This is a genomic window from Nonomuraea sp. NPDC026600 (assembly GCF_040638335.1).
Taxonomy (GTDB): Bacteria; Actinomycetota; Actinomycetes; order Streptosporangiales; family Streptosporangiaceae; genus Nonomuraea.
This window is the reverse complement of record NZ_JBEZYD010000019.1, coordinates 206,573-225,370: the sequence shown is the minus strand read 5'-3', so window position 1 is coordinate 225,370 and position 18,798 is coordinate 206,573. Positions and strand designations below refer to the sequence as shown.

The 18,798-nt window shown below is 69.0% G+C and carries 20 protein-coding genes and 1 rRNA gene; 12 read left to right on the top strand and 9 right to left on the bottom strand.

Going from position 1 to position 18,798, the window contains the following annotated elements:
- The 3 genes from rrf to AB0F17_RS36595 all read left to right on the top strand — a co-directional run.
- Positions 1-84: ribosomal RNA gene (rrf, locus tag AB0F17_RS36605) — 5S ribosomal RNA — on the top strand; the annotation flags it as partial.
- Positions 85-169: 85 nt separating this feature from the next.
- Positions 170-571: an Imm7 family immunity protein gene (locus AB0F17_RS36600; RefSeq protein WP_358032306.1), complete on the top strand. Its 402-nt coding sequence runs from the start codon at positions 170-172 to the stop codon at positions 569-571.
- A gap of 576 nt (positions 572-1,147) precedes the next feature.
- On the top strand, positions 1,148-2,098 hold the full coding sequence (locus AB0F17_RS36595; RefSeq protein ID WP_358032303.1) for a serine hydrolase: 951 nt from the start codon (positions 1,148-1,150) through the stop codon (positions 2,096-2,098).
- 9 nt (positions 2,099-2,107) lie between these two features.
- Here AB0F17_RS36595 and AB0F17_RS36590 read toward each other — a convergent pair whose 3' ends face one another.
- From AB0F17_RS36590 to pstS, 5 genes are read right to left on the bottom strand one after another with little or no spacing between them, the layout of a single operon-like run.
- Positions 2,108-2,803 carry a response regulator transcription factor gene (locus AB0F17_RS36590; protein ID WP_358032300.1) on the bottom strand — a complete coding sequence of 232 codons (696 nt, stop codon included), beginning with the start codon at positions 2,801-2,803 and terminating at the stop codon, positions 2,108-2,110.
- A 26-nt stretch (positions 2,804-2,829) separates the two neighbouring features.
- Positions 2,830-3,606: a phosphate ABC transporter ATP-binding protein PstB gene (gene pstB, locus AB0F17_RS36585; protein ID WP_358032298.1), complete on the bottom strand. Its 777-nt coding sequence runs from the start codon at positions 3,604-3,606 to the stop codon at positions 2,830-2,832.
- Between the two features lie 14 nt (positions 3,607-3,620).
- The gene (gene pstA / locus AB0F17_RS36580; RefSeq protein WP_358032295.1) at positions 3,621-4,496 is read right to left on the bottom strand and encodes a phosphate ABC transporter permease PstA; all 876 of its coding nucleotides are present in this window, start codon (positions 4,494-4,496) and stop codon (positions 3,621-3,623) included.
- On the bottom strand, positions 4,493-5,473 hold the full coding sequence (gene pstC, locus AB0F17_RS36575) for a phosphate ABC transporter permease subunit PstC (protein ID WP_358032292.1): 981 nt from the start codon (positions 5,471-5,473) through the stop codon (positions 4,493-4,495). The genes pstA and pstC overlap by 4 nt, the downstream gene beginning before the upstream one ends.
- A gap of 6 nt (positions 5,474-5,479) precedes the next feature.
- Complete coding sequence (pstS, locus tag AB0F17_RS36570) at positions 5,480-6,592, bottom strand: phosphate ABC transporter substrate-binding protein PstS (protein ID WP_358032289.1); 1,113 nt, start codon at positions 6,590-6,592, stop codon at positions 5,480-5,482.
- 120 nt (positions 6,593-6,712) lie between these two features.
- Here pstS and AB0F17_RS36565 point away from each other — a divergent pair, with 120 nt between their 5' ends.
- Positions 6,713-7,186 (top strand): low molecular weight protein-tyrosine-phosphatase, encoded by a 474-nt coding sequence (locus tag AB0F17_RS36565; RefSeq protein ID WP_358032286.1) that lies wholly within the window; start codon positions 6,713-6,715, stop codon positions 7,184-7,186.
- Entirely contained in the window at positions 7,173-7,958 is a 786-nt protein-coding gene (locus AB0F17_RS36560; RefSeq protein ID WP_358032283.1) for a fructosamine kinase family protein, read from the top strand. Before AB0F17_RS36565 ends, AB0F17_RS36560 begins: the two co-directional genes overlap by 14 nt.
- Positions 7,959-7,975: 17 nt before the next feature.
- Here the strand turns inward: AB0F17_RS36560 and hisN are convergent, their stop codons facing one another.
- The 3 genes from hisN to aroA form a co-directional block, all read right to left on the bottom strand.
- Positions 7,976-8,761 (bottom strand): histidinol-phosphatase, encoded by a 786-nt coding sequence (hisN, locus tag AB0F17_RS36555; protein WP_358032279.1) that lies wholly within the window; start codon positions 8,759-8,761, stop codon positions 7,976-7,978.
- A 271-nt stretch (positions 8,762-9,032) separates the two neighbouring features.
- On the bottom strand, positions 9,033-10,070 hold the full coding sequence (gene rsgA, locus AB0F17_RS36550; protein WP_358032331.1) for a ribosome small subunit-dependent GTPase A: 1,038 nt from the start codon (positions 10,068-10,070) through the stop codon (positions 9,033-9,035).
- Positions 10,071-10,284: 214 nt separating this feature from the next.
- Positions 10,285-11,586: a 3-phosphoshikimate 1-carboxyvinyltransferase gene (gene aroA / locus AB0F17_RS36545; protein WP_358032276.1), complete on the bottom strand. Its 1,302-nt coding sequence runs from the start codon at positions 11,584-11,586 to the stop codon at positions 10,285-10,287.
- Between the two features lie 93 nt (positions 11,587-11,679).
- Here aroA and AB0F17_RS36540 point away from each other — a divergent pair, with 93 nt between their 5' ends.
- Both AB0F17_RS36540 and AB0F17_RS36535 read left to right on the top strand, forming a co-directional pair.
- Positions 11,680-12,426, top strand: coding sequence for an SOS response-associated peptidase (locus AB0F17_RS36540; RefSeq protein WP_358032272.1), 747 nt, complete (start codon positions 11,680-11,682; stop codon positions 12,424-12,426).
- A 154-nt stretch (positions 12,427-12,580) separates the two neighbouring features.
- Positions 12,581-12,913 carry a TraR/DksA C4-type zinc finger protein gene (locus tag AB0F17_RS36535; RefSeq protein WP_358032269.1) on the top strand — a complete coding sequence of 111 codons (333 nt, stop codon included), beginning with the start codon at positions 12,581-12,583 and terminating at the stop codon, positions 12,911-12,913.
- A 56-nt stretch (positions 12,914-12,969) separates the two neighbouring features.
- Here the strand turns inward: AB0F17_RS36535 and AB0F17_RS36530 are convergent, their stop codons facing one another.
- On the bottom strand, positions 12,970-13,746 hold the full coding sequence (locus AB0F17_RS36530; protein WP_358032266.1) for a methyltransferase domain-containing protein: 777 nt from the start codon (positions 13,744-13,746) through the stop codon (positions 12,970-12,972).
- A 242-nt stretch (positions 13,747-13,988) separates the two neighbouring features.
- Here AB0F17_RS36530 and AB0F17_RS36525 point away from each other — a divergent pair, with 242 nt between their 5' ends.
- The 5 genes from AB0F17_RS36525 (at position 13,989) to AB0F17_RS36505 (ending at position 18,654) form a co-directional block, all read left to right on the top strand.
- Positions 13,989-14,585 carry a sigma-70 family RNA polymerase sigma factor gene (locus tag AB0F17_RS36525; protein WP_225301832.1) on the top strand — a complete coding sequence of 199 codons (597 nt, stop codon included), beginning with the start codon at positions 13,989-13,991 and terminating at the stop codon, positions 14,583-14,585.
- Positions 14,582-14,848 carry a mycothiol system anti-sigma-R factor gene (gene rsrA / locus AB0F17_RS36520; protein ID WP_214640169.1) on the top strand — a complete coding sequence of 89 codons (267 nt, stop codon included), beginning with the start codon at positions 14,582-14,584 and terminating at the stop codon, positions 14,846-14,848. The genes AB0F17_RS36525 and rsrA overlap by 4 nt, the downstream gene beginning before the upstream one ends.
- 9 nt (positions 14,849-14,857) lie before the next feature.
- Complete coding sequence (locus AB0F17_RS36515; RefSeq protein ID WP_358032263.1) at positions 14,858-15,796, top strand: NAD-dependent epimerase/dehydratase family protein; 939 nt, start codon at positions 14,858-14,860, stop codon at positions 15,794-15,796.
- A 243-nt stretch (positions 15,797-16,039) separates the two neighbouring features.
- Entirely contained in the window at positions 16,040-17,395 is a 1,356-nt protein-coding gene (locus AB0F17_RS36510) for an HD-GYP domain-containing protein (protein WP_358032261.1), read from the top strand.
- Positions 17,392-18,654, top strand: coding sequence for an HD domain-containing phosphohydrolase (locus AB0F17_RS36505; RefSeq protein WP_358032258.1), 1,263 nt, complete (start codon positions 17,392-17,394; stop codon positions 18,652-18,654). The genes AB0F17_RS36510 and AB0F17_RS36505 overlap by 4 nt, the downstream gene beginning before the upstream one ends.
- Positions 18,655-18,798 lie beyond the last annotated feature (144 nt).

Here is an 18,798-nt window from a genome sequence, read left to right as displayed (position 1 = left end):
TACATTCCGAACCCGGAAGTTAAGCTTCTCAGCGCCGATGGTACTGCACTCGGGAGGGTGTGGGAGAGTAGGTCACCGCCGGACAATCTTTGGTTGGGGAAGGGCTCCACGCTTACGCGTGGGGCCCTTTTCTGCGTTTCAGGACCTCCGGCAGAGAGGGACGGCGACGATGGAGTACCACGGGTGGGTGACCATTCGCGAGACGGCCGGCGTCGAGGACGAGTACGACAGCCTGCTGGAACGGCAGGTGGAGGAGATCCGCGCCTACCTGGCCCAGATTCCCGACTACGGCCTGATCGATCTGCGCTGGCTGAACGGCGTCCCATTCCTGCATGTCGCCGGCCATCCCAACCACAACAGCGGCTGGGCCGACACCCTCCTTGACCTGTTCCAGCGGATCGGCCAGATCGCGCCCGGCTCCTACGGGCTGCTCCACCTCTGGGACGACGGAGGCACTCACCCGAACGAGTTCCGCGTCTACCGGCTCGTACGCGGCCGGCTGAGCCGGCACACCGACTCGCTGCTCTCCCCGGCGATCCCGACCCTCGAAGACCCCGACCCGGACTCCTGACCTCAGCCAATTCCTGACCTCAGCCAATCGCCGCGGCTCGGCCACACTGACCCGGATGGCTGCCACCGAAGTCCTCGATCACGCCGCAGGCGGTCGGTTTCTCCTTTCGCACCTGTACCGAAGTCCTCGATCACGCCGCGGGCGGTTTCTCCACTCGCACCTATACCGTCGCCTGGCCACGCCCAGCAGGCGGGCGAGCTCGGTCAGGCCGATCCGTGTGTGTGCGCATCGTGGTCGGCCGTCTGGCATCCCGGTCGGCCACGAAAGCTCCTCCAGCGGAGGCCGTTCGCGGGGCGCGGGCCGAGGCTGGACAACTCGCCGACGATGCCGGTGGCCACGATCCGACCGCCGGTACGTCCGGCAGGCTGAGCAGCACCTCCGTCTGGGTGCTCTCTGCGACGGCGCATACGCCGCCCGGGGTGACGCCTGTTCTGTGACGGCGCTACCGCCGCCCGGGGTGACGTCTGTGACGGGGCTTACGCCGCCACGGGTGACACCTGTGACGGCGACTCGATCGCCGAACTGGTCACCACTGGCCACTAGCGTCATATCACCACTATTCGTGATAATTCACGGATGGTCGCGGGGCGAGGCGTCGGGGGATACTCCCGCGTGGTCGTGGCGGGTCTCCTCCTGGTGGCCTTGGCGCTCTGGCCGCTTCCCGAGCGAGAGCCGGTCCAGCGCCCCGTCGTGCTCCACCAGCGAGCGGCGATCCTGCCCCAGCAGGAGGCCATGGTCGAAGCCCCGGCGCCGGTGAAACCTCCGAAGAAGTCCAAGCCGGATCCGCCGATCGAGGCCAAGAAGATCACTAAGCGTCTCGATCGCTACCTGGCCGGTCGTCCGGGGTCCGTTACGGCCATGGTCAAAGATCTCACCACCGGCCGCCTCTACCGCTATCGCCGCAACGAACGCATGATCACCGCGAGCACCGCCAAAGTGCAGATCCTCATGGCGCTTCTTCTCAAGACCCCCTGGCACAAGCTCTCGAAGGCCACCAGGCACGATGCCGACCTCATGATCCGCTACAGCGACAACCACGCCGCCGACCGGTTCTGGCTGCGCATCGGCGGGGCCGCCGGGTTCACGAAGGCGGGCAAGAAGTACGGTCTACGGCACACTCAGGGTGTTCCGGGTGACTGCGTCGATCTGTACTGCTGGGGCATCACCAGAACCTCGGCCGAAGACCAGGTGCGCCTGATGAAGGCCCTCGTGTCGGTCAAGAGCCCGCTCCGGGCCAAGGACCGTGCGCGGGTGCTCAGGCTGATGGGCACAGTGGTCGACGGCCAGGACTGGGGCGTGAGCGCCGCCAGGTGCAAGGGCGACCGGGTCGCGTTGAAGAACGGCTGGCTGAAGCGCGTGGCCACCAAGCGCTGGGCCATCGTCAGCGTCGGCCTCATCCGCGGCCACAGCCACGACTACGCGGTGGCCGTACTGACCGAGAACAACGCCGACACCGGACAGGGCATCGCGACCGTCGAGGGCGTGACCGAGCGGATCATGAAGTCGTTCCGGTCGTGCCGTAGCTGACCGAACAGGTCACACAGGGCCGGAGGTGCCGGGTGTGACCAGCCGGTAGCCCACGCCGCGTACCGTCTGGATCAGCGTGTCCTCGTCGTCGCCCAGCCGGGCCCGCAGCCGTTTGACGTGCACCGCGATCGTGTTCGTCGAGGTGCTGGACCCCGTGTGCCACACGTGCCGCATGATCTGCTCGCGCGTGACCGTACGGTTCGCGTTACTCATCAGGTACTGCAGCAGCTCGAACTCGCGCAACGGCAGGTGCACGATCCGCCCCTCCACGCGTACCTGGTAGGCCTGCGCGTCGAGCTCGACGCCGCCCACGACCAGCACCTTGTGCCCGTCTGGGGAGGCCGCGTGGATGAACGGCAATAATTCCGGCACCCGGTACGGCCTGGCCACGCAGGCCACAGCGCCGGCGGCGAGTGCCTGTACGGCTTGCTCGGCGTGCCCCTCGCCAACGCCGAGCAGGACGGGCACGGTCCGCGAGAGCCGTACCGCGCGGACGAAGTCGACGGCGCCGATGACCGGCAGTGTGGCCGACACGAGGACCACGTCAGGCTGCAGTGCCCCGGCCTGGATCAGCCCCTGGGCTCCGTCGGGGACGCCGGTGACCGACACGCCCTCGCGTTCGAGGGCGGTGGCCACGGCCTCCACGACCCCGTCGTCAGGGTCTGCGATGAGCAGGATGGGCTTCGTTCTCGTGTCCCCGTTCACAGTTGATGCCGCCTGCTGGTGGATCATCAGCCGAAGCGCCCGGTGATGTAGTCCTCGGTTGCCTTCTCGGTGGGGTTGGTGAACATGCGCGAGGTCTCGTCCATCTCGACGACCTTGCCGGGCTTGCCTTGCGCGGTGAGGTTGAAGAAGGCGGTCCGGTCGCTGACCCGGGCGGCCTGCTGCATGTTGTGGGTGACGATCACGATCGTGTAGTCGTCCTTGAGCTTGGCCATCAGGTCCTCGATGGCCAGCGTGGAGATCGGGTCGAGCGCGGAGCAGGGCTCGTCCATCAGCAGCACCTGCGGCTGGACCGCGATGGCTCTGGCGATGCAGAGCCGCTGCTGCTGGCCGCCCGACAGGCCCGCGCCGGGCTTGTTGAGGCGGTCCTTGACCTCGTTCCAGAGGTTGGCGCCCTTCAGCGACGTCTCGACGACGCCGTCCAGCTCCGACTTGGCCACGCGGCCGTTGAGCCGGATCCCGGCGGCCACGTTCTCATAGATCGACATCGTCGGGAACGGGTTGGGGCGCTGGAAGACCATGCCGATCATCCGGCGTACGGAGACCGGCTCGACGGTGGCGGCGTACAGGTCCTCGCCGTCGAGCAGGACCTTGCCCTCGACGCGTGCGCCGGGGATGACCTCGTGCATGCGGTTGAGGGTGCGCAGGAACGTCGACTTGCCGCACCCCGAGGGGCCGATGAACGCCGTGATCGACCGCGGCTCGATGGTCATCGAGACGTCTTCGATGGCCTTGTGCCCGCCGTAGTAGGCGTCGAGGCCGGAGACCTGGATCTGCTTGGACATAGTGGCTTTACCCCTTATCGGCCTTTGGCGGGTGAGCGCCACCGGGCGATCAGGCGCGCCACCAGGTTGAGCAGCATGACGATCAGGATGAGCGTGAGGGCTCCGGTCCAGGCTCGATCCACGGCGGTGGCGTTGGGACGGCCCGCCTGGTCGAAGACGAAGAGAGGGAGCCCCATCTGCGGCCCGCTGAACGGGTCGTTGTTGATGGAGTCGGTGAAGAACACGGTGAGCAGCAACGGCGCGGTCTCGCCGGCGACTCTGGCCACGGCCAGCATGACGCCGGTGATGATGCCGGTCAGCGCGGTCGGCAGGACGACCTTCATGATCGTGCGCCACTTGGCCACGCCCAGCGCGTACGAGGCTTCGCGCAGGTCGTTCGGGACCAGGCGGAGCATCTCCTCGGCCGATCTGACCACGGTCGGCATCATCAGGATCGACAGTGACAGCGCCCCGGCGAACCCGGAGAACGGCTGGCCCAGGAACAGGACCCAGAACGCCAGGATGAACAGGCCCGCGACGACGGAGGGGACGCCGGTCATGACGTCCACGAAGAAGCTGATGGCCCGGCTCAACCGGCCGCCGTGGCTGTACTCGACCAGGTAGATCGCGGTCAGCAACCCGATGGGGACGGAGATGAGCGAGGCGATCAGGACCTGTTCCAGCGTGCCGATGATCGCGTGGTAAGCACCGCCGCCCACGTCGCGGGCGCCGATGTTGCGCATCGAGTGGGTGAGGAAGTCCAGGTCGAAGCGCGCCAGGCCGTTCTTGATCACCAGCCAGAGCACGGATACGAGCGGTACCACGGCAGCCGCGAACGCCAGGTAGACCAGCCCCTGGACCACGCGGTCCTTGATGCGGCGGCTGGTCGAGATGTGTTGGATCGTGGTCATGCGCCGGCCCTCGCATACTCCTTGCGGCGGTTGATGATCATGCGGGCGGCTATGTTGACGAGCAGGGTGATGACGAACAGCACCAGGCCGGAGGCGATCAGCGCGCCCCTGCCGATCGGGGTGGCCTCACCGAAGCCGTTGGCGATGTTGGCCGCGATGCTGTTGGCGTGCGGGGTGAGGATCTCGAAGGTGATGTCGAAGGTGGCGGGGAAGATCAGCGCGACCGCGATGGTCTCGCCCATCGCCCGGCCGAGGCCGAGCATCGCGGCGCTGATGACGCCGGGGCGACCGAACGGCAGCACGGCCATCCTGATCATTTCCCAGCGGGTGGCGCCGAGCGCGAGCGCCGCCTCCTCGTTCATCTTGGGGGCCTGGAGGAACACCTCGCGGGAGATGGCCGCGATGATCGGCAGGATCATGATCGCCAGGACGATGGATCCGGCGATCATGGTCTTGCCGCCGATCGCGCCCTCGCCGGCGAACAGCGGGAACCAGCCCAGGTTCTCGTTGAGCCACTGTGACGGCGTCTTGAGCAGCGGCACCAGGAAGGTCACGCCCCACAGGCCGTACACCACGCTGGGTACGGCGGCGAGCAGGTCGATCAGGTAGCCGAGCGGCCCGGCCAGGCGGCGGGGCGCGTAGTGGGAGATGAAGAGCGCCACGCCGACCGCGATGGGAGTCGCGATGACGAGCGCGAGGGCCGAGCTGAGCACGGTGCCGAACGCCAGGGCGGCGATGCCGAAGACCTGGCTGCCGTTCGGGTCCCAGACCAGCTCGGAGAAGAAGTGACCCTTGTTCGCCTGCAGGGCGGGGATCGCCTCGCTGATGAGAAAGACGGCGATGGCCGCCATGATCCCCAGCAGGATGATGCCCGCGCCGGTGGCGGCGTAGCGGAAGGGCCCTTCACCATGGCTGCGCCGCGAGGCGGGCCGGCTCACGGCCGGTCCGCCGTCACGGGTACGAACTTTGGTCGTCATCGGTTGTTAGGAGATCGCCTCGACGGCGGTGCGGACCTTGGTGAGCAGATCGCCCGCGAGCGGGGCGTAGCCCAGGTCCTTCAGCGCGGCCTGGCCCTCGTCGCTGGCGGTGTAGGTGAGGAAGGCCTTGACCAGCTTCACCTGGTCGGCGGGCAGACCCTTCTCACACGTGATCTCGTAGGTCACCAGGACGATCGGGTAGGCGCCCGCGGTCTTGGTGGCGTAGTCGATGCCGAGCTTGAGGTCGTTGCCGGTGCCCTTGACCTCCGCGGTCTCGATCGTCTTGGCCGCGCTGTCGCTGTTCAGCTCGACGAACTCGCCCGCGCCGTTGGCGACCTTGGCCTTCTGGAGCTGGGAGTTGTCGGCGAACGACATCTCGACGTAGCTGATCGCGCCCTCGGCGCCCTTCACCGAGGAGGCGATTCCGTCGGAGCCCTTCGCGCCCTGGCCCTTGGCCTCGGCGGGCCACGCCTTGGCCGGCTCGTACGGCCATTCGGCCGTCGCCTTGAGGAACTTGGTGAAGTTGTCGCTGGTGCCGGACTCGTCAGCCCGGTGGAATGCCTGGATCGGTGTCGAAGGCAGCTTGGCCTGCGGGTTGTCGGCCTTGATGGCCGCGTCGTCCCACTTGGTGATCTTGCTGCTGAAGATGCCGCCGAGCGTCTTGGGCGAGAGCTGCAGACCGTCCACGCCGGGCAGGTTGTAGACGACCGCGATCGGGCCGGTCACCATCGGGATGTTGATGGCCTTGCCGGTCTTGCACCGGGCGTCGGCCTGGGCGGGCTCGCCCTTGTCGTCCTTGAGGGCCGAGTCGGAACCCGCGAAGGCGACCGTGCCCTGGATGAACGCCTGGACACCGGCGCCGGAACCGCTGGGCTGGTAGTTCAGGCTGGCCCCGGGGTTCTTGCTCTGGAAGTCCTTCTTCCACTGGTCGATCGCGTTGGCCTGGGCCGAGGATCCGGCGGCGTTGATCGTGCCGCTCAGACCATTGTCGTTACCCGCAGCGCTGCTGGTACCGGCGGACGCGGTGGCGTCGCCGGCGTTGTTGTTGTCTGTGCCGCACGCAGCGAGCGAGAGCGCGCCGACTACGGCGACGGCGGCGAGCCGGCCTGCATACTTCACGGTTGGGTTCCTCCCACTTGGTCCTTAGTCGCCACGAAGCTATGCAGCCAAAGTGACTCAATCCCCCTATCAAGGGTGAACGGACGGTGAACGGGCCTGGTCACCCTCATGATGGGAGCTATGACCTATCGCGTATGCCTGGTGTGCATGGGGAACATCTGCCGCTCGCCGATGGCCGAGACGGTGCTCAGGCGGACACTGGCCGAGCACGGACTTGATGAACGAGTGGCCGTCGACAGCGCGGGCACCGGCGGCTGGCACGTCGGGGATCCCATGGACGAACGGGCTCTGCGGACGCTGGCCGAGCACGGTTACGACGGCTCCGCCCACCGGGCCAGACAGTTCACCTCCGGCTGGTTCGACCGCTACGACCTGGTGCTGGCCATGGACCGGGACAACCTGTCGTTCCTGCGGCGGATCGCGCCCGGCGGTGAGGAGGTGCGGCTGTTCCGCTCGTTCGACCCCGCCGCGCGGGACAGGGCCGAGGTGCCCGATCCCTACTACGGCGGGCCCGAGGGCTTTGAAGAGGTGCTGCGCCTGGTCGAGGCCGCCTCCGAAGGCGTCGCGAAGCACATCGCCGATGAGATCGACTGAGGACCTCGGGGCCTCCCACGGCTGGCGGCTGCAGCGGGGCGTGCTCGACGACGGGCGTGTGGTGTTCGCGAAGACCGGAACCGTTTCTCCGGTGTTCACTTCCGAGGCGGACGGGCTGCGGTGGCTGGGCGAGGTCATCGCCGTGCCGGAGGTGATCGAGGTCGCCCAGGATCGGCTCGTACTGTCGTGGGTGGACACCTCGTCGCCGACCGCGGCGGCCGCCGAGCGGTTCGGGCGCGACCTCGCGCGGCTGCACCGCGCCGGCGCGCCCGCCTTCGGCGCCCCCTGGCCGGGCTTCATCGCCGACCTGCCGATGGACAACTCGCCTGCCGACGACTGGCCGGCCTTCTACGCCACCCGCCGGGTGCTTCCCTTCGTACGGCAGGCGCGGCTACCCGCGCGGGACGTGACTCTCATCGAGCGGGCAGTGGCGCGGTTCGGCGAGGTGGCGGGGCCGCAGGAGCCGCCGGCGCGCATCCACGGCGACCTGTGGAACGGGAACGTGCTCTGGTCGGACGGTCGCGGGGTGCTCATCGACCCGGCCGCGCACGGCGGGCATCGGGAGACGGACCTGGCGATGCTGGCGTTGTTCGGGGCGCCCTATCTCGACCGGATCCTGGGGGCCTACCAGGAGGAGGCGCCGCTCGCGGACGGGTGGCGGGGGCGGGTGCCGCTGCACCAACTGCACCCGCTGCTCGTCCATGTGGTGCTCTTTGGAGGGACATATCGCGACAGCTTGCTGGACGCCGTCGCCCGAGTACTGGCTCTATGAGCCGCTCAGAGGCCTCTCTAGGAGCCGTTCAGGCGTCTGAGGACCTCGTCATGCAGGATGCCGTTGGTGCAGACCAGGCTGCCGCCCTCCAGGCCGGGCACGCCCGCGAGGTCCGTCCACTTGCCGCCCGCCTCCTCGACGATCACGGTGAGCGCCGCCATGTCCCACGGCGACAACTCCGGCTCGGCCGACACCTCCACCGAACCCTCCGCGACCATCATGTGCGACCAGAAATCGCCATAGGCCCGGGTACGCCAGCAGGCCCGCCCCAGGTCGAGGAAGTTGTCGAGCCGGCCCATCTTCTCCCAGCCGCCGAAGCTGGAGTAGGAGAACGACGCGTCCTCCAGACCGGCCACCGACGAGACGCGCATCCGGGTCGCCTTGGTCAGGCTCTTGCCGGTCCAGGCGCCGCCCTCGGTGGCCGCCCACCAGCGCTTGCCCAGGGCCGGGGCGGACACCAGGCCCACCTTGACCTCGCCGTACTCCATCAGCGCGATCAGCGTCGCCCACACGGGGACGCCGCGCACGTAGTTCTTGGTGCCGTCGATCGGGTCGATGATCCACGATCTGGCACCCCAGCCCGTCTTGCCGAACTCCTCGCCCACGACCGCGTCCCGCGGCCGGGCTCGCCGGAGGGTGCCGCGAATGGCCTCCTCGACGGCACGGTCGGCATCGCTGACCGGCGTGAGGTCCGGCTTGGTGTCGACCTTGAGATCGACCGCCTTGAACCTCCGCATGGTCAGGTCGTCGGCGTGGTCCGCCATGACGTGCGCCAGACGTAGATCATCGTTATAACCCTGCACGAAGAGCCACGCTACCGTGACTTACCTCCCGAACATCAGTCGAGCGGTCCTGCATTTCTGGTAAGTCCCGTCCGCTGCCGCATGACTGTTTTTTCGTAGAGGTCGGGGCAGACCTACTTCCTGGCAGGCCCCGGGCGCGGCCGACCACGGACATGGCCAAGAGGACGCACGTCACGGCGCCCAGCCCCGCATCACCGGAGGAGCGTGCCCCTGGACAGGGCCCAGCCATGTATGGCGGGTGGGGCCCACCGGGCTGGCCGTAACAAAGAAATCAAAGATCGGGAGAGTCGCCTTCTCGGCTGGAGAGCAGGCGGCGGAGGGATTCCAAACGGGCGGGCTCGGCGTGGCCCGCCGCCACCCACGCGTCCAGCGCGCAGTCGGCGTCCAGGTGTGTGCACCCCTTCGGGCAGGTGATCGTGCCTTCGATGAGGTCGGGGAAGGAGGCCAGGACCGTTTCGACCGACACGTGGGCCAGGCCGAAGCTGCGTACGCCGGGAGTGTCGATGATCCAGCCGCCCTCCGGGAGCTCGAGGGCCACGGCTGAGGTCGAGGTGTGGCGGCCGCGGCCGGTGACGGCGTTGACCTGGGAGACCGCCCGATTGGCGGCCGGGACGAGGGCGTTGACCAGGGTCGACTTGCCGACGCCCGAGTGGCCGACCATGACGCTGAGGCGGCCGGTGAGGTGGTCGCGGAGTGCGTCCAGCGAGCCGCCCTTGTGCACGACGACGTGCGACACCCCGAGCGGCTCGTACATCGCCACCAGGTCGTCAGGTCGCCCGAGGTCCGACTTGGTGAGGCAGAGGAGCGTGTCGATCTCGGCGTCGAACGCGGCCACCAGGATCCGGTCGATCATGCGCGGCCGGGGTGGCGGGTCGGCGAGCGCGGTCACGATGACCAGTTGGTCGGCGTTGGCCACCACGGGGCGTTCGATGCCGTCGGTGTCCTCGACGTCGTCGGCCGAACGGCGCAGCATCGACGTGCGTGGCTCGACTCGTACGACCCTGGCCAGGGCGTCGGGGCGGCCCGAGACGTCGCCCACCAGGGCCACGCGGTCGCCGACGACGATGCCCTTGCGGCCGAGCTCGCGCGCCTTCATCGCGGTGACCATGCGGCGTTCGGGCTGCTTGCGCTTCTGGGCCGATCCCTTGGCGCGCTCCGGCTCGACCAGCGTGGTGTAGCGGCCCCGGTCCACGGCGACCACGAACCCCTCTACGGCGTCCTCATGCGCAGGCCGAATACGGGTCCGCGGCCGTGAGCCCTTGCTCGGCCTGATCCGTACGTCGTCCTCGTCGTACTCCCGCTTTCTCAGCGGTCTACCCCCATGCGATCGTTCCTGCTGTGCGCGGCCCACCCACCGTGGCGGTCAGTGGCGCCGTCCTGTCCGTACGCTGCCCCACCGCGTCGGCTCACGGGGCGGTTGTGCCCACACATCCACCCCACCATGCCGATCGCCGGGCCACCTGCTCGGGCACGCGGCTCCGTCCGGACGCTCAGTCGGTTGTACCAGGACCGGATATGGGTGGTCATTGCTCGCCCAGCATGTTCGTCCACATCTGGACGAACTCCGGGAGCGTTTTGGCCGTCGTCGCGATGTTCTCCACCTCGACATCCGGGACCGCCAGCCCGATGACCGCCCCGGCCGTGGCCATGCGGTGGTCGTCGTAGCTGTGGAAGACGCCGCCGTGCAGGGGTCGGGGGCGGATGATCAGGCCGTCGTCGGTCTCCTCCGCGTCGCCGCCCAGCCGGGTGATCTCGGTGACCAGGGCGGCCAGGCGATCGGTCTCGTGACCGCGCAGGTGCGCCACGCCCCGGATCCGGGACGGCGAGCTCGCCAGCACGGCCAGCGCGGCGATCGTCGGCGTCAGCTCGCCCACCGCGCGCAGGTCGGCGTCGATGCCCTCGATCCGGCCGGTGCCGGTCACGGTCAGGGAACCGGCGTCACCAGTCGCCTCGTGCGGCGCGGGGGTCAGCTGGACCGTGGCGCCCATCGAGGTGAGCAGGTGGCGGAGGGCGTCGCCCGGTTGCGTGGTCGCGTACGGCCAGCCGGGGATGGTGACAGTGCCGCCCGTGACCAGAGCCGCGCCCAGGAACGGCGCCGCGTTGGACAGGTCGGGCTCGACGGACATGTCCATGGCGGCGATCGGTCCCGGCTCGACCCGCCAGATGTCGCGCTCGCCGTCGTCGACCGTGACCCCGGCCGCCCTGAGCATCTGGATCGTCATCTCGATGTGCGGCTGCGACGGCACGGGCGGGCCGACGTGGCGGATCGTGATGCCCTTCTCGAAGCGCGCCGCCGTGAGCAGCAGCCCCGAGACGAACTGCGAGGACCCCGACGCGTCGAGCGTGACCTCGCCGCCCGCGAGGGGACCGTGGACGGTGAACGGCAGGGCGTCGTTGTCGACGCGGGCGCCCAGGGCGCGCAGGGCGTCGAGGATGGGACCCATGGGACGCTTGCGGGCGTGCGGGTCGCCGTCGAAGGAGACCGGGCCGTCGGCCAGGGCGGCCATCGGTGGTACGAAGCGCATGACGGTGCCCGCCAGGCCCGCGTCGATGCTCGCGCCGCCACGGATCGGGCCGGGAGTCACCTGCCAGTCGACGGCGGCCGTGGTCTCGTTCGCCGGCGTCAGGCCGGCGCCCAGGGCACGCAGTGCCGCCACCATCAGGTCCGCGTCGCGGCTGCGGAGTGCCTGGCGCACCACGCCGGGACCGTCGGCCAGAGCGGCGAGGAGCAGCGCGCGGTTGGTCACGGACTTGGAGCCGGGCAGGCGGATCGACGCGACCACGGGAGCGGTCGCGGTGGGTGCGGGCCAGTGCGGTGCGGGCATGGGTCAAAGCTTACTGGCGCCGGTGAATTTTACGGGTGCCGACGCCGGACGGGCGGGCATGCGGTCGCAGGCCGTACATGGCAGTGTGGGGACATGTGCGGGAGATACGCGTCGGCGCGCAAGAAGCACGAGCTGCTGGAGGAGTTCCAGGTCGAGCTCGACGGTGACCCCGACCAGGAGCTCGGGCCCGACTACAACGTCGCGCCCACCAAGAACGTCTACGCCGTCCTCAGCCGGGTGCCCAAGGAGGCCGAGCGGGCCGTGCGGCAACTGCGGATCGTCAGGTGGGGGCTGGTGCCGGCCTGGGCGAAGGACCCGTCGGTCGGGTCGCGGATGATCAACGCCAGGATCGAGACGGTGGCCGAGAAGCCGTCCTTCCGCCAGGCGTTCGCCAAGCGCAGGTGCCTGCTGCCGGCCGACGGCTACTTCGAGTGGATGCCGGTCGAGGGCGACAAGAAGAAGAAACAGCCGTACTTCATCCACCCGGAGGACGGTGGAGTGCTGGCTATGGCGGGCCTGTACGAGTTCTGGAAGGACAAGTCGCGCGACGACGACGATCCGCTCAAGTGGCTGGTGACCTGCACGGTCATCACCACCGACGCCGAGGACGAGCTGGGCCGCATCCACGACCGGATGCCGATGATGATCGAGCCGGAGCGCTGGGCGGAGTGGCTCGACCCCAAGCTCACCGACCCCGAACAGGCCTCGGGACTGCTGGTGCCCGCCGACGCCGGGCGGCTCACGGCGGTGGCCGTTTCCACAGATGTCAACAATGTGCGGAACAACGGTCCAGACCTCATCAAACCCCTGCCACCAGGGGAGGAAACCGCTCTCCGCTAAAGGTGTAAGAGTCACGCTAAGTGGGCATCTGGTGAGGAAAGCGATGCATCCGTTCACCCGGAGTCACCGCCACACATGCCCCCAACGCGCCGGGTTGGACTTCCGGGGAGTCCCGCTGCGGCTTGCCCCCCTTCCTACCCGGAGGTGCGGATTCGTGGACGACACGACCGCTCGTGAGCGGCTGGAGAAGATTCTCGCGGACCTGGACCGATCGATCGGGGTGCTGCAGGGCGACCCCGTCGGGATCCGCGAGTATTCCGCGGCCGACGCGGGGTCCGACCTGAGCGACGCCGACCGCGCCCAGGCCATGCTGACCGTGGCCACCACGCAGCGCAGGACGGTGATCGACGCGCTCAAACGCCTGGACGAAGGCACGTACGGGATGTGCGTCGACTGCGCCCAGCCGGTGCCGGAGGGCCGGCTGGAGGCCCGCCCGGAGGCCGCGCGGTGCGTGCAGTGCCAGGGCAAGCGGGAGCGCCGCCGCTAGCGACATCCGGGTCAGGTCTCGCGGGCGTCGGCTGTACAGCCCGGCCCAGGAGCCGATCAGGTCTTGCGGACGCTGGCCACGAGGTGGATGCCGACCGTGTCGTCGTCGTCAGGGTGCGCGTCGAGCTCGGTGCGCACCAGCCAGGCCAGTGCCCTGGCGTCGGAGCCCAGTACGTGGTCGACGGTGGAGGGCGACAGCACGGTCCGCGGTCGTACCCACTCCACCTCCAGTCCGGCGCCGGTCAGCAGCTCGCGTAGCTGCCCGCTGCTGAAGCAGCGGGTGATGCTGCCGTCGGGCCACGGCACCAGCATGACCTCGCCCGTCTGCCGCAGGTGCTGCCACTGCTCCTGCTCGGCCAGGATCGCCATGCCCAGCACCAGGGAGTCGACGCAGACCAGCGCCCGCCCGCCGGGCCGCAGCACCCGGGCCACGTCGTCCATCGCCGATTCGGCCATGAGCTCGATCGACATGGCGCGTTCCTCGGCGACCACCGCGTCCACGCTCTCGTCGGGCAGGAACGTCAGGTCGTCGGCGCGTACGTGGCGCACGCGCCCGGCGTCGCGCAGCCGCGCCTGCGGGTCGGCCGTCAGCGGAGCGGCCAGCGAAGAGGCCAGCGAGGCGGTGCGGCGGAAGTCGACCAGCTCGATCACCCGATGGCCGGCCCTGGCGGCCTGCCCGGACCAGCGTCCCCGGCCGCCGGACAGGTCGAGTACGACGGAGGGTTTGTCGGGGAGCCACCGGGTCAGCTGCTCGGCGACAACGGCGCGGTAGAAGGTCCAGTACGGCCCGAGCGTCCCAGAGCCGTTCAGTTCCTCGGCCGGAATGGGCAGCACACGCGACTCCTGGGTCCGGGAAAATGGCTACCAGCCGGTACGTATCTTTATCCCCGCACCGGGTTGTTCGTCACCTTCTATCTTGCGGGAACAGACGCGGGCGCGGGCGTGTTGCGACGTGCATGCTCACATTGCTCGAACCCCTCCCCAGTGACGGACCAGTCCGTGACGAGCGGGTATTCTCCCCTGAATACGGTGTACCGCCACAGTCGGCCACCGGTGATCTTAGGGGGGTGGGTCCGGTGCCCGCGACAGGCGCGGAGACTCTGGAACAGCGAAGTGAGCGGTTCGAGCGCGAAGCCATGCCTTACCTCGAGCAGCTCTACTCCGCGGCGCTCCGGATGACCCGGAACCCAGCGGACGCGGAGGACCTGCTACAGGAGACCTTCGCCAAGGCGTTCGCGTCGTTCCACCAGTTCCAGGAAGGTACGAACCTCAAGGCCTGGCTCTACCGGATCCTGACGAACACCTTCATCAACAGCTACCGCAAGAAGCAGCGCGAGCCCAAGCAGTCGGGCACCGAGGAGATCGAGGACTGGCAGCTCGCCCGCGCTGAGTCGCACACGTCGAGCGGCCTGAAGTCGGCCGAGGTCGAGGCGCTCGAACACCTCCCCGACGGTGATATCAAGCAGGCCCTGGCGGTTCTGCCCGAGGAGTTCAGGATCGCGGTCTACCTGGCCGACGTCGAGGGCTTCCCGTATAAAGAGATCGCCGACATCATGGGGACCCCGATCGGTACCGTGATGTCCAGGCTGCACCGCGGTCGCAGGCAGCTCCGTGGACTTCTCGAGGACTATGCTCGCGAGCGTGGCCTGGTCCCGGCGGAGGGATCGAAATGAGCTGTGGCAACCCGCACGACACCGACTGCCGTGAAGTGCTGGACAAGGTCTACTCCTACCTCGACGGGGAGCTGACCGAGGGCGACGTGGTGGAGATCCGCGTGCACCTCGAGGAGTGCAGCCCCTGTCTGAAGGAGTACGACCTCGACAAGGCGATCAAGGCGCTCGTGGCCAAGCACTGCGGCTGTGACCCGGTCCCCGGCGACCTGCGCTCCAAGGTGCTGGCCCGCATCGCGCAGGTGAGGTCGGAGCTGTCCGACTAAGATTCACCCATGCGCGTGCTTGTCACCGGGGGTGCCGGATTCATCGGATCGAATCTCGTCGACCGTCTGCTGGCGGAGGGGCACGACGTCGCGGTCGTGGACGACTTCTCGTCCGGCCGCAGGGACAACCTGGCCGATGCGGCCACACACGACCGCTTCCGCCTGCATGAGCTGGACGTCCGCGATCCAGCCGTGATCGCGCTGGCCGCCGAGCTGCGGCCCGAGGTCATCTGCCACCTCGCCGCGCAGATCAGCGTCCGCAAGAGCGTCGCCGACCCGGTCCACGACGCGAGTGTCAACGTCCAGGGCACCGCCTCGGTTCTGACCGCCGCGCGCGAGGGCAACACCCGCAAGGTGGTGTTCGCCTCCTCCGTCGCCGTCTACGGCCGGCCCGTCACGATCCCGGTGCCCGGCGACGCCGCCACCGACCCGCGCTCGCCGTACGCGGCCTCCAAGCTGAGCGGCGAGACCTATCTCGCCACATTCCGCGCGCTGTACGGCATCGAGTACACCACCCTCGTGCTGTCCAACGTCTACGGCCCGCGCCAGTCGCCCGAAGGCGAGGCCGGAGTGGTGGCCATCTTCACCGACGGCCTGATCGGCGGCACGCCCACGGTGCTCTACGGCGACGGCACGCAGACCCGCGACTACGTCTACGTCGAGGACGTGGTCGACGGCTTCGTCAAGGCCTGCGGGGCCGACGGCAACGGGCGCAGGTTCAACCTCGGCACCGGCATCCAGACCACCGACCGCAAGCTGCACTCGCTGATCGCCGACGCGGCGAACGCGCAGGACAAGCCCGGGTTCGCGCCGCCGCGCGTGGGTGACCTGCCGGCCATGGCGGTCGACCCGGTGCCGGCCTGCGACGGGCTCGGCTGGCTGCCGCGTACCGACCTGGCGACCGGGCTGAAGAACACCGTCGAATGGGCCGTTCGTCGCCCCAGGTAGTGGATTGATTACGCTTTGCTTGCGATTCTCAACTCCGGCCCTGCGCTGACCGCGCCTTCTGTAGCGTGACCCACAGGAGTCGACGTAGAGAGTCGGCGTGGAGGCGAGTAGATGCTGAAGGCTATGATCGCCCGGCTGATCGCGGCCGCGGTGCTGATCACTCCTGTGATGACACTGTTGATGAGCGGGGGCGGGGCCCTGCCGACCGGGGTGTCCTGGACCTGAGCACCCAAGGGGGCCGCAATGCGTGATCTGCCGTGGCCTGCGAAGGTCTACCTCATCGCCGTCATCGGCGCGGCGACCATCCTCATCGGACGTAGCGTGATCACTTCCGGGCGGCTGGTGGCACCCGGCGATCTGGGCATCCTGCTGGTGCTCGCGTTGCTGTTCCTGGTCTGCGAGTCGATGCCGACGTTGCTGAACGTGGAGCAGTTCGCGGTGTCCGTGAGCTTCTCAGCCGCTCTGGCCGCTGTCGTCCTGATCGGTCCAGAAGGGGCCGCTCTGGTGGGGTTCACAGCGGTCTTCAGCGTGCGTCCCGGCCTGCCGTTGATCAAGCGGCTGTTCAACGGGGCGCAGTTCGCGATCTGCGGTTACGCGGCCGGCTGGGTCTACCAGGGGCTGGGCGGCATCTCAGGGGTGCCGGGGGTCAACGTCTTCGACGACCTCATCGGCCCCTACGCGGCGGCCACGGGCGTGTTCGTGCCGCTCAACATCATGCTCACGCTGACCATGATCCGGCTGGCGACCCGGGTGCGGGCCATGGAGGTGCCGCTGCGGGGCATGGTGCAGTTCCTGCTGTCCTATCTTGGCTACGGCACGTTCGGGCTGCTGGTGGCGGGGCTCTGGGCGACCGTGCAGTCGATCTCGGCGGTGCTGGTGCTGCTGCCGCTGTTCGTCGCCCGCTGGGCGTTCGGCCAGTATCACGCGCAGCAGCGCTCCTACGACGCCACGATCGCCGCGCTCTGCCAGGCGGTCGAGACGAAGGACTACTACACCCGGGGCCACTGCACCCGTGTCTCGCTCGCCTCCTCGATGATCGCCCAGGAGATCGGCATGGGCCTGGAGCGGCTGCGCGCCATCCGCTACGCGGGCATGCTGCACGACGTGGGCAAGCTCGGCGTGCCGACCAAGGTGCTGCAGAAGGAGGGGCCGCTGACCGAGGAGGAGTTCGCCGCGATCCAGCTCCATCCGATGCGCGGGCTGGAGATCGTCCGCGGCATCGACTTCCTCGACGAGGCGTACGCCGGGATCATGCACCACCACGAGCGCCACGACGGCAAGGGCTACCCGATGGGGCTCGCGGCCGACGAGATCCCCGAGTTCGCCCGGATCATCGCGGTGGCCGACGCGTTCGACTCGATGACGTCCGACCGCTCCTACCGCCACGCGCGCTCGGTCGAGGTGGCCGTCGAAGAGCTGCGCAAGAACGCGGGCCGTCAGTTCGACCCGGTCATGGTGGCGGCCTTCTCCAGGGCGCTCGAACGCGAACCGTGGCAGCCGCCGCGCCGCGTCGAGCCGCCGCCACCCGAGGCGACCGAGACGCCGATCAAGGACCATGACGACCCGACCAGGCCGATCGAAGTGGTGAGCGGGCCTTGACGCGTGCCTTGCAGAGCCTCGACTCCGGGCAACTGCTGCTCATCTGCGGGGCAGGGCTGGTAGCCGTGGCGGGCGTCGCGCACACGTCGGCCGTGGGGCTCGACCGGCCCGAGATCGCGATCGGGTTCGGCGCGCTGATCGCGGTCGGCGAGCTGGCCCGGCTCACCATGCCGGGCAACAGGGAGGTCGCGCCCATCGGCGCCGCCGCCGCGCTCGGCTACACGCTGCTGCTCGACCTCAGCGACAACCAGCTGCGCCACACCGCGCTCCAGGTGGTGGCCGTGATCGCGGTCGGCATGATCGCGGGCGCGCTGCCGCACCTGGCGGTCGGCCGCCCGCCACGCCTCGACGCCATGGCGCGCCGCCTGCTGACCGGGGCGCTGCTCGCCTTCGCCTTCCGGCCGCTCGCCGACCCTCTTTACCAGCTCACCCGGCAGGACCCGCCGACGTGGTGGCCCGCGCTCGGCGTCATGGTCACGCTCATCACGCTCACCCTGCTGATCGACGTGCTGATCGCGGCCCTGCTCAGGGCCGAACAGGTGCGCACCGCCTTCAGGGTGGCCGTGCGCGACGAGATCAACATGGCCTTCCCGCTCGGCGCCGCCGTGGCCGCGTCCGGCGTGCTGCTCGCGCTGGCCACCCACAGTATGGACCTGGTGGCGCTGCTGGTCTTCGCTGCGCCGCTGCTGGTCACGCAGGTGGCCTTCCGCAAGTACGCCGGGATCCGCGCCACCTACCTGCAGACCGTACGAGCCCTGTCACGGGTCACGGAGGTCGGCGGCTACGTCGAGCCCGGCCACTCGCGCCGGGTGAGCCGCCTGTCCGTGGCGGTCGGCAGGGAGCTGGGCATGGCGGAGCCGGAGCTGCTGGAGCTCGAATACGCCGCGCTCATGCACGACATCGGCCAGCTGTCCCTGAGCGATCCCATCCCGGGTGGCGCGACCGTGCTCGCCGATCCCGCCCAGGCGCGCCGCATCGCCGAGCTGGGGGCCGAGGTGATCAAGCAGACGGGCGTGCTCGACCGGGTGGCCGAGCTGGTCCGCCGTCAGTGCGACCAGATCTCCGAGGACCCGCCGCTGTCCAGCCGGATCATCAAGGCGGCCAACGCCTACGATGACCTGGTCGGCGGCTCCGCTGATCGCGATCGCGGGGGTGCGGCACTCGAGCGGCTGCGGCTGGCCGCCGGCACCGCGTACGATCCCGACGCGATCGAGGCGATGACACGCGTCGTCGATCGGCTCGGCGTCCACAAACTCTGAAAAGCCGCCCATCCAGTACGGCAAGCCCGGCAAGACCCACCCACCGACCGTGGCCGGGCGCCTCCAGGAATACGCCCGCTGACCCCGCACGTGGCCGGCCGCCGTGACGAGACGGTGAGACCGGTGCCGTGGGCAATGGCCCGT

Excerpts from the sequence above, each read along its gene's own strand:
- pstA (WP_358032295.1), bottom strand. The coding sequence starts at position 4,496 with ATGACCACGATCCAACACATCTCGACCAGCCGCCGCATCAAGGACCGC.
- AB0F17_RS36540 (WP_358032272.1), top strand. The coding sequence starts at position 11,680 with ATGTGCGGGAGATACGCGTCGGCGCGCAAGAAGCACGAGCTGCTGGAG.
- AB0F17_RS36515 (WP_358032263.1), top strand. The coding sequence starts at position 14,858 with ATGCGCGTGCTTGTCACCGGGGGTGCCGGATTCATCGGATCGAATCTC.
- AB0F17_RS36560 (WP_358032283.1), top strand. The coding sequence starts at position 7,173 with ATGAGATCGACTGAGGACCTCGGGGCCTCCCACGGCTGGCGGCTGCAG.
- pstC (WP_358032292.1), bottom strand. The coding sequence starts at position 5,473 with ATGACGACCAAAGTTCGTACCCGTGACGGCGGACCGGCCGTGAGCCGG.
- rsrA (WP_214640169.1), top strand. The coding sequence starts at position 14,582 with ATGAGCTGTGGCAACCCGCACGACACCGACTGCCGTGAAGTGCTGGAC.
- AB0F17_RS36600 (WP_358032306.1), top strand. The coding sequence starts at position 170 with ATGGAGTACCACGGGTGGGTGACCATTCGCGAGACGGCCGGCGTCGAG.
- AB0F17_RS36595 (WP_358032303.1), top strand. The coding sequence starts at position 1,148 with ATGGTCGCGGGGCGAGGCGTCGGGGGATACTCCCGCGTGGTCGTGGCG.
- AB0F17_RS36565 (WP_358032286.1), top strand. The coding sequence starts at position 6,713 with ATGACCTATCGCGTATGCCTGGTGTGCATGGGGAACATCTGCCGCTCG.
- aroA (WP_358032276.1), bottom strand. The coding sequence starts at position 11,586 with ATGCCCGCACCGCACTGGCCCGCACCCACCGCGACCGCTCCCGTGGTC.
- AB0F17_RS36510 (WP_358032261.1), top strand. The coding sequence starts at position 16,040 with ATGCGTGATCTGCCGTGGCCTGCGAAGGTCTACCTCATCGCCGTCATC.
- pstB (WP_358032298.1), bottom strand. The coding sequence starts at position 3,606 with ATGTCCAAGCAGATCCAGGTCTCCGGCCTCGACGCCTACTACGGCGGG.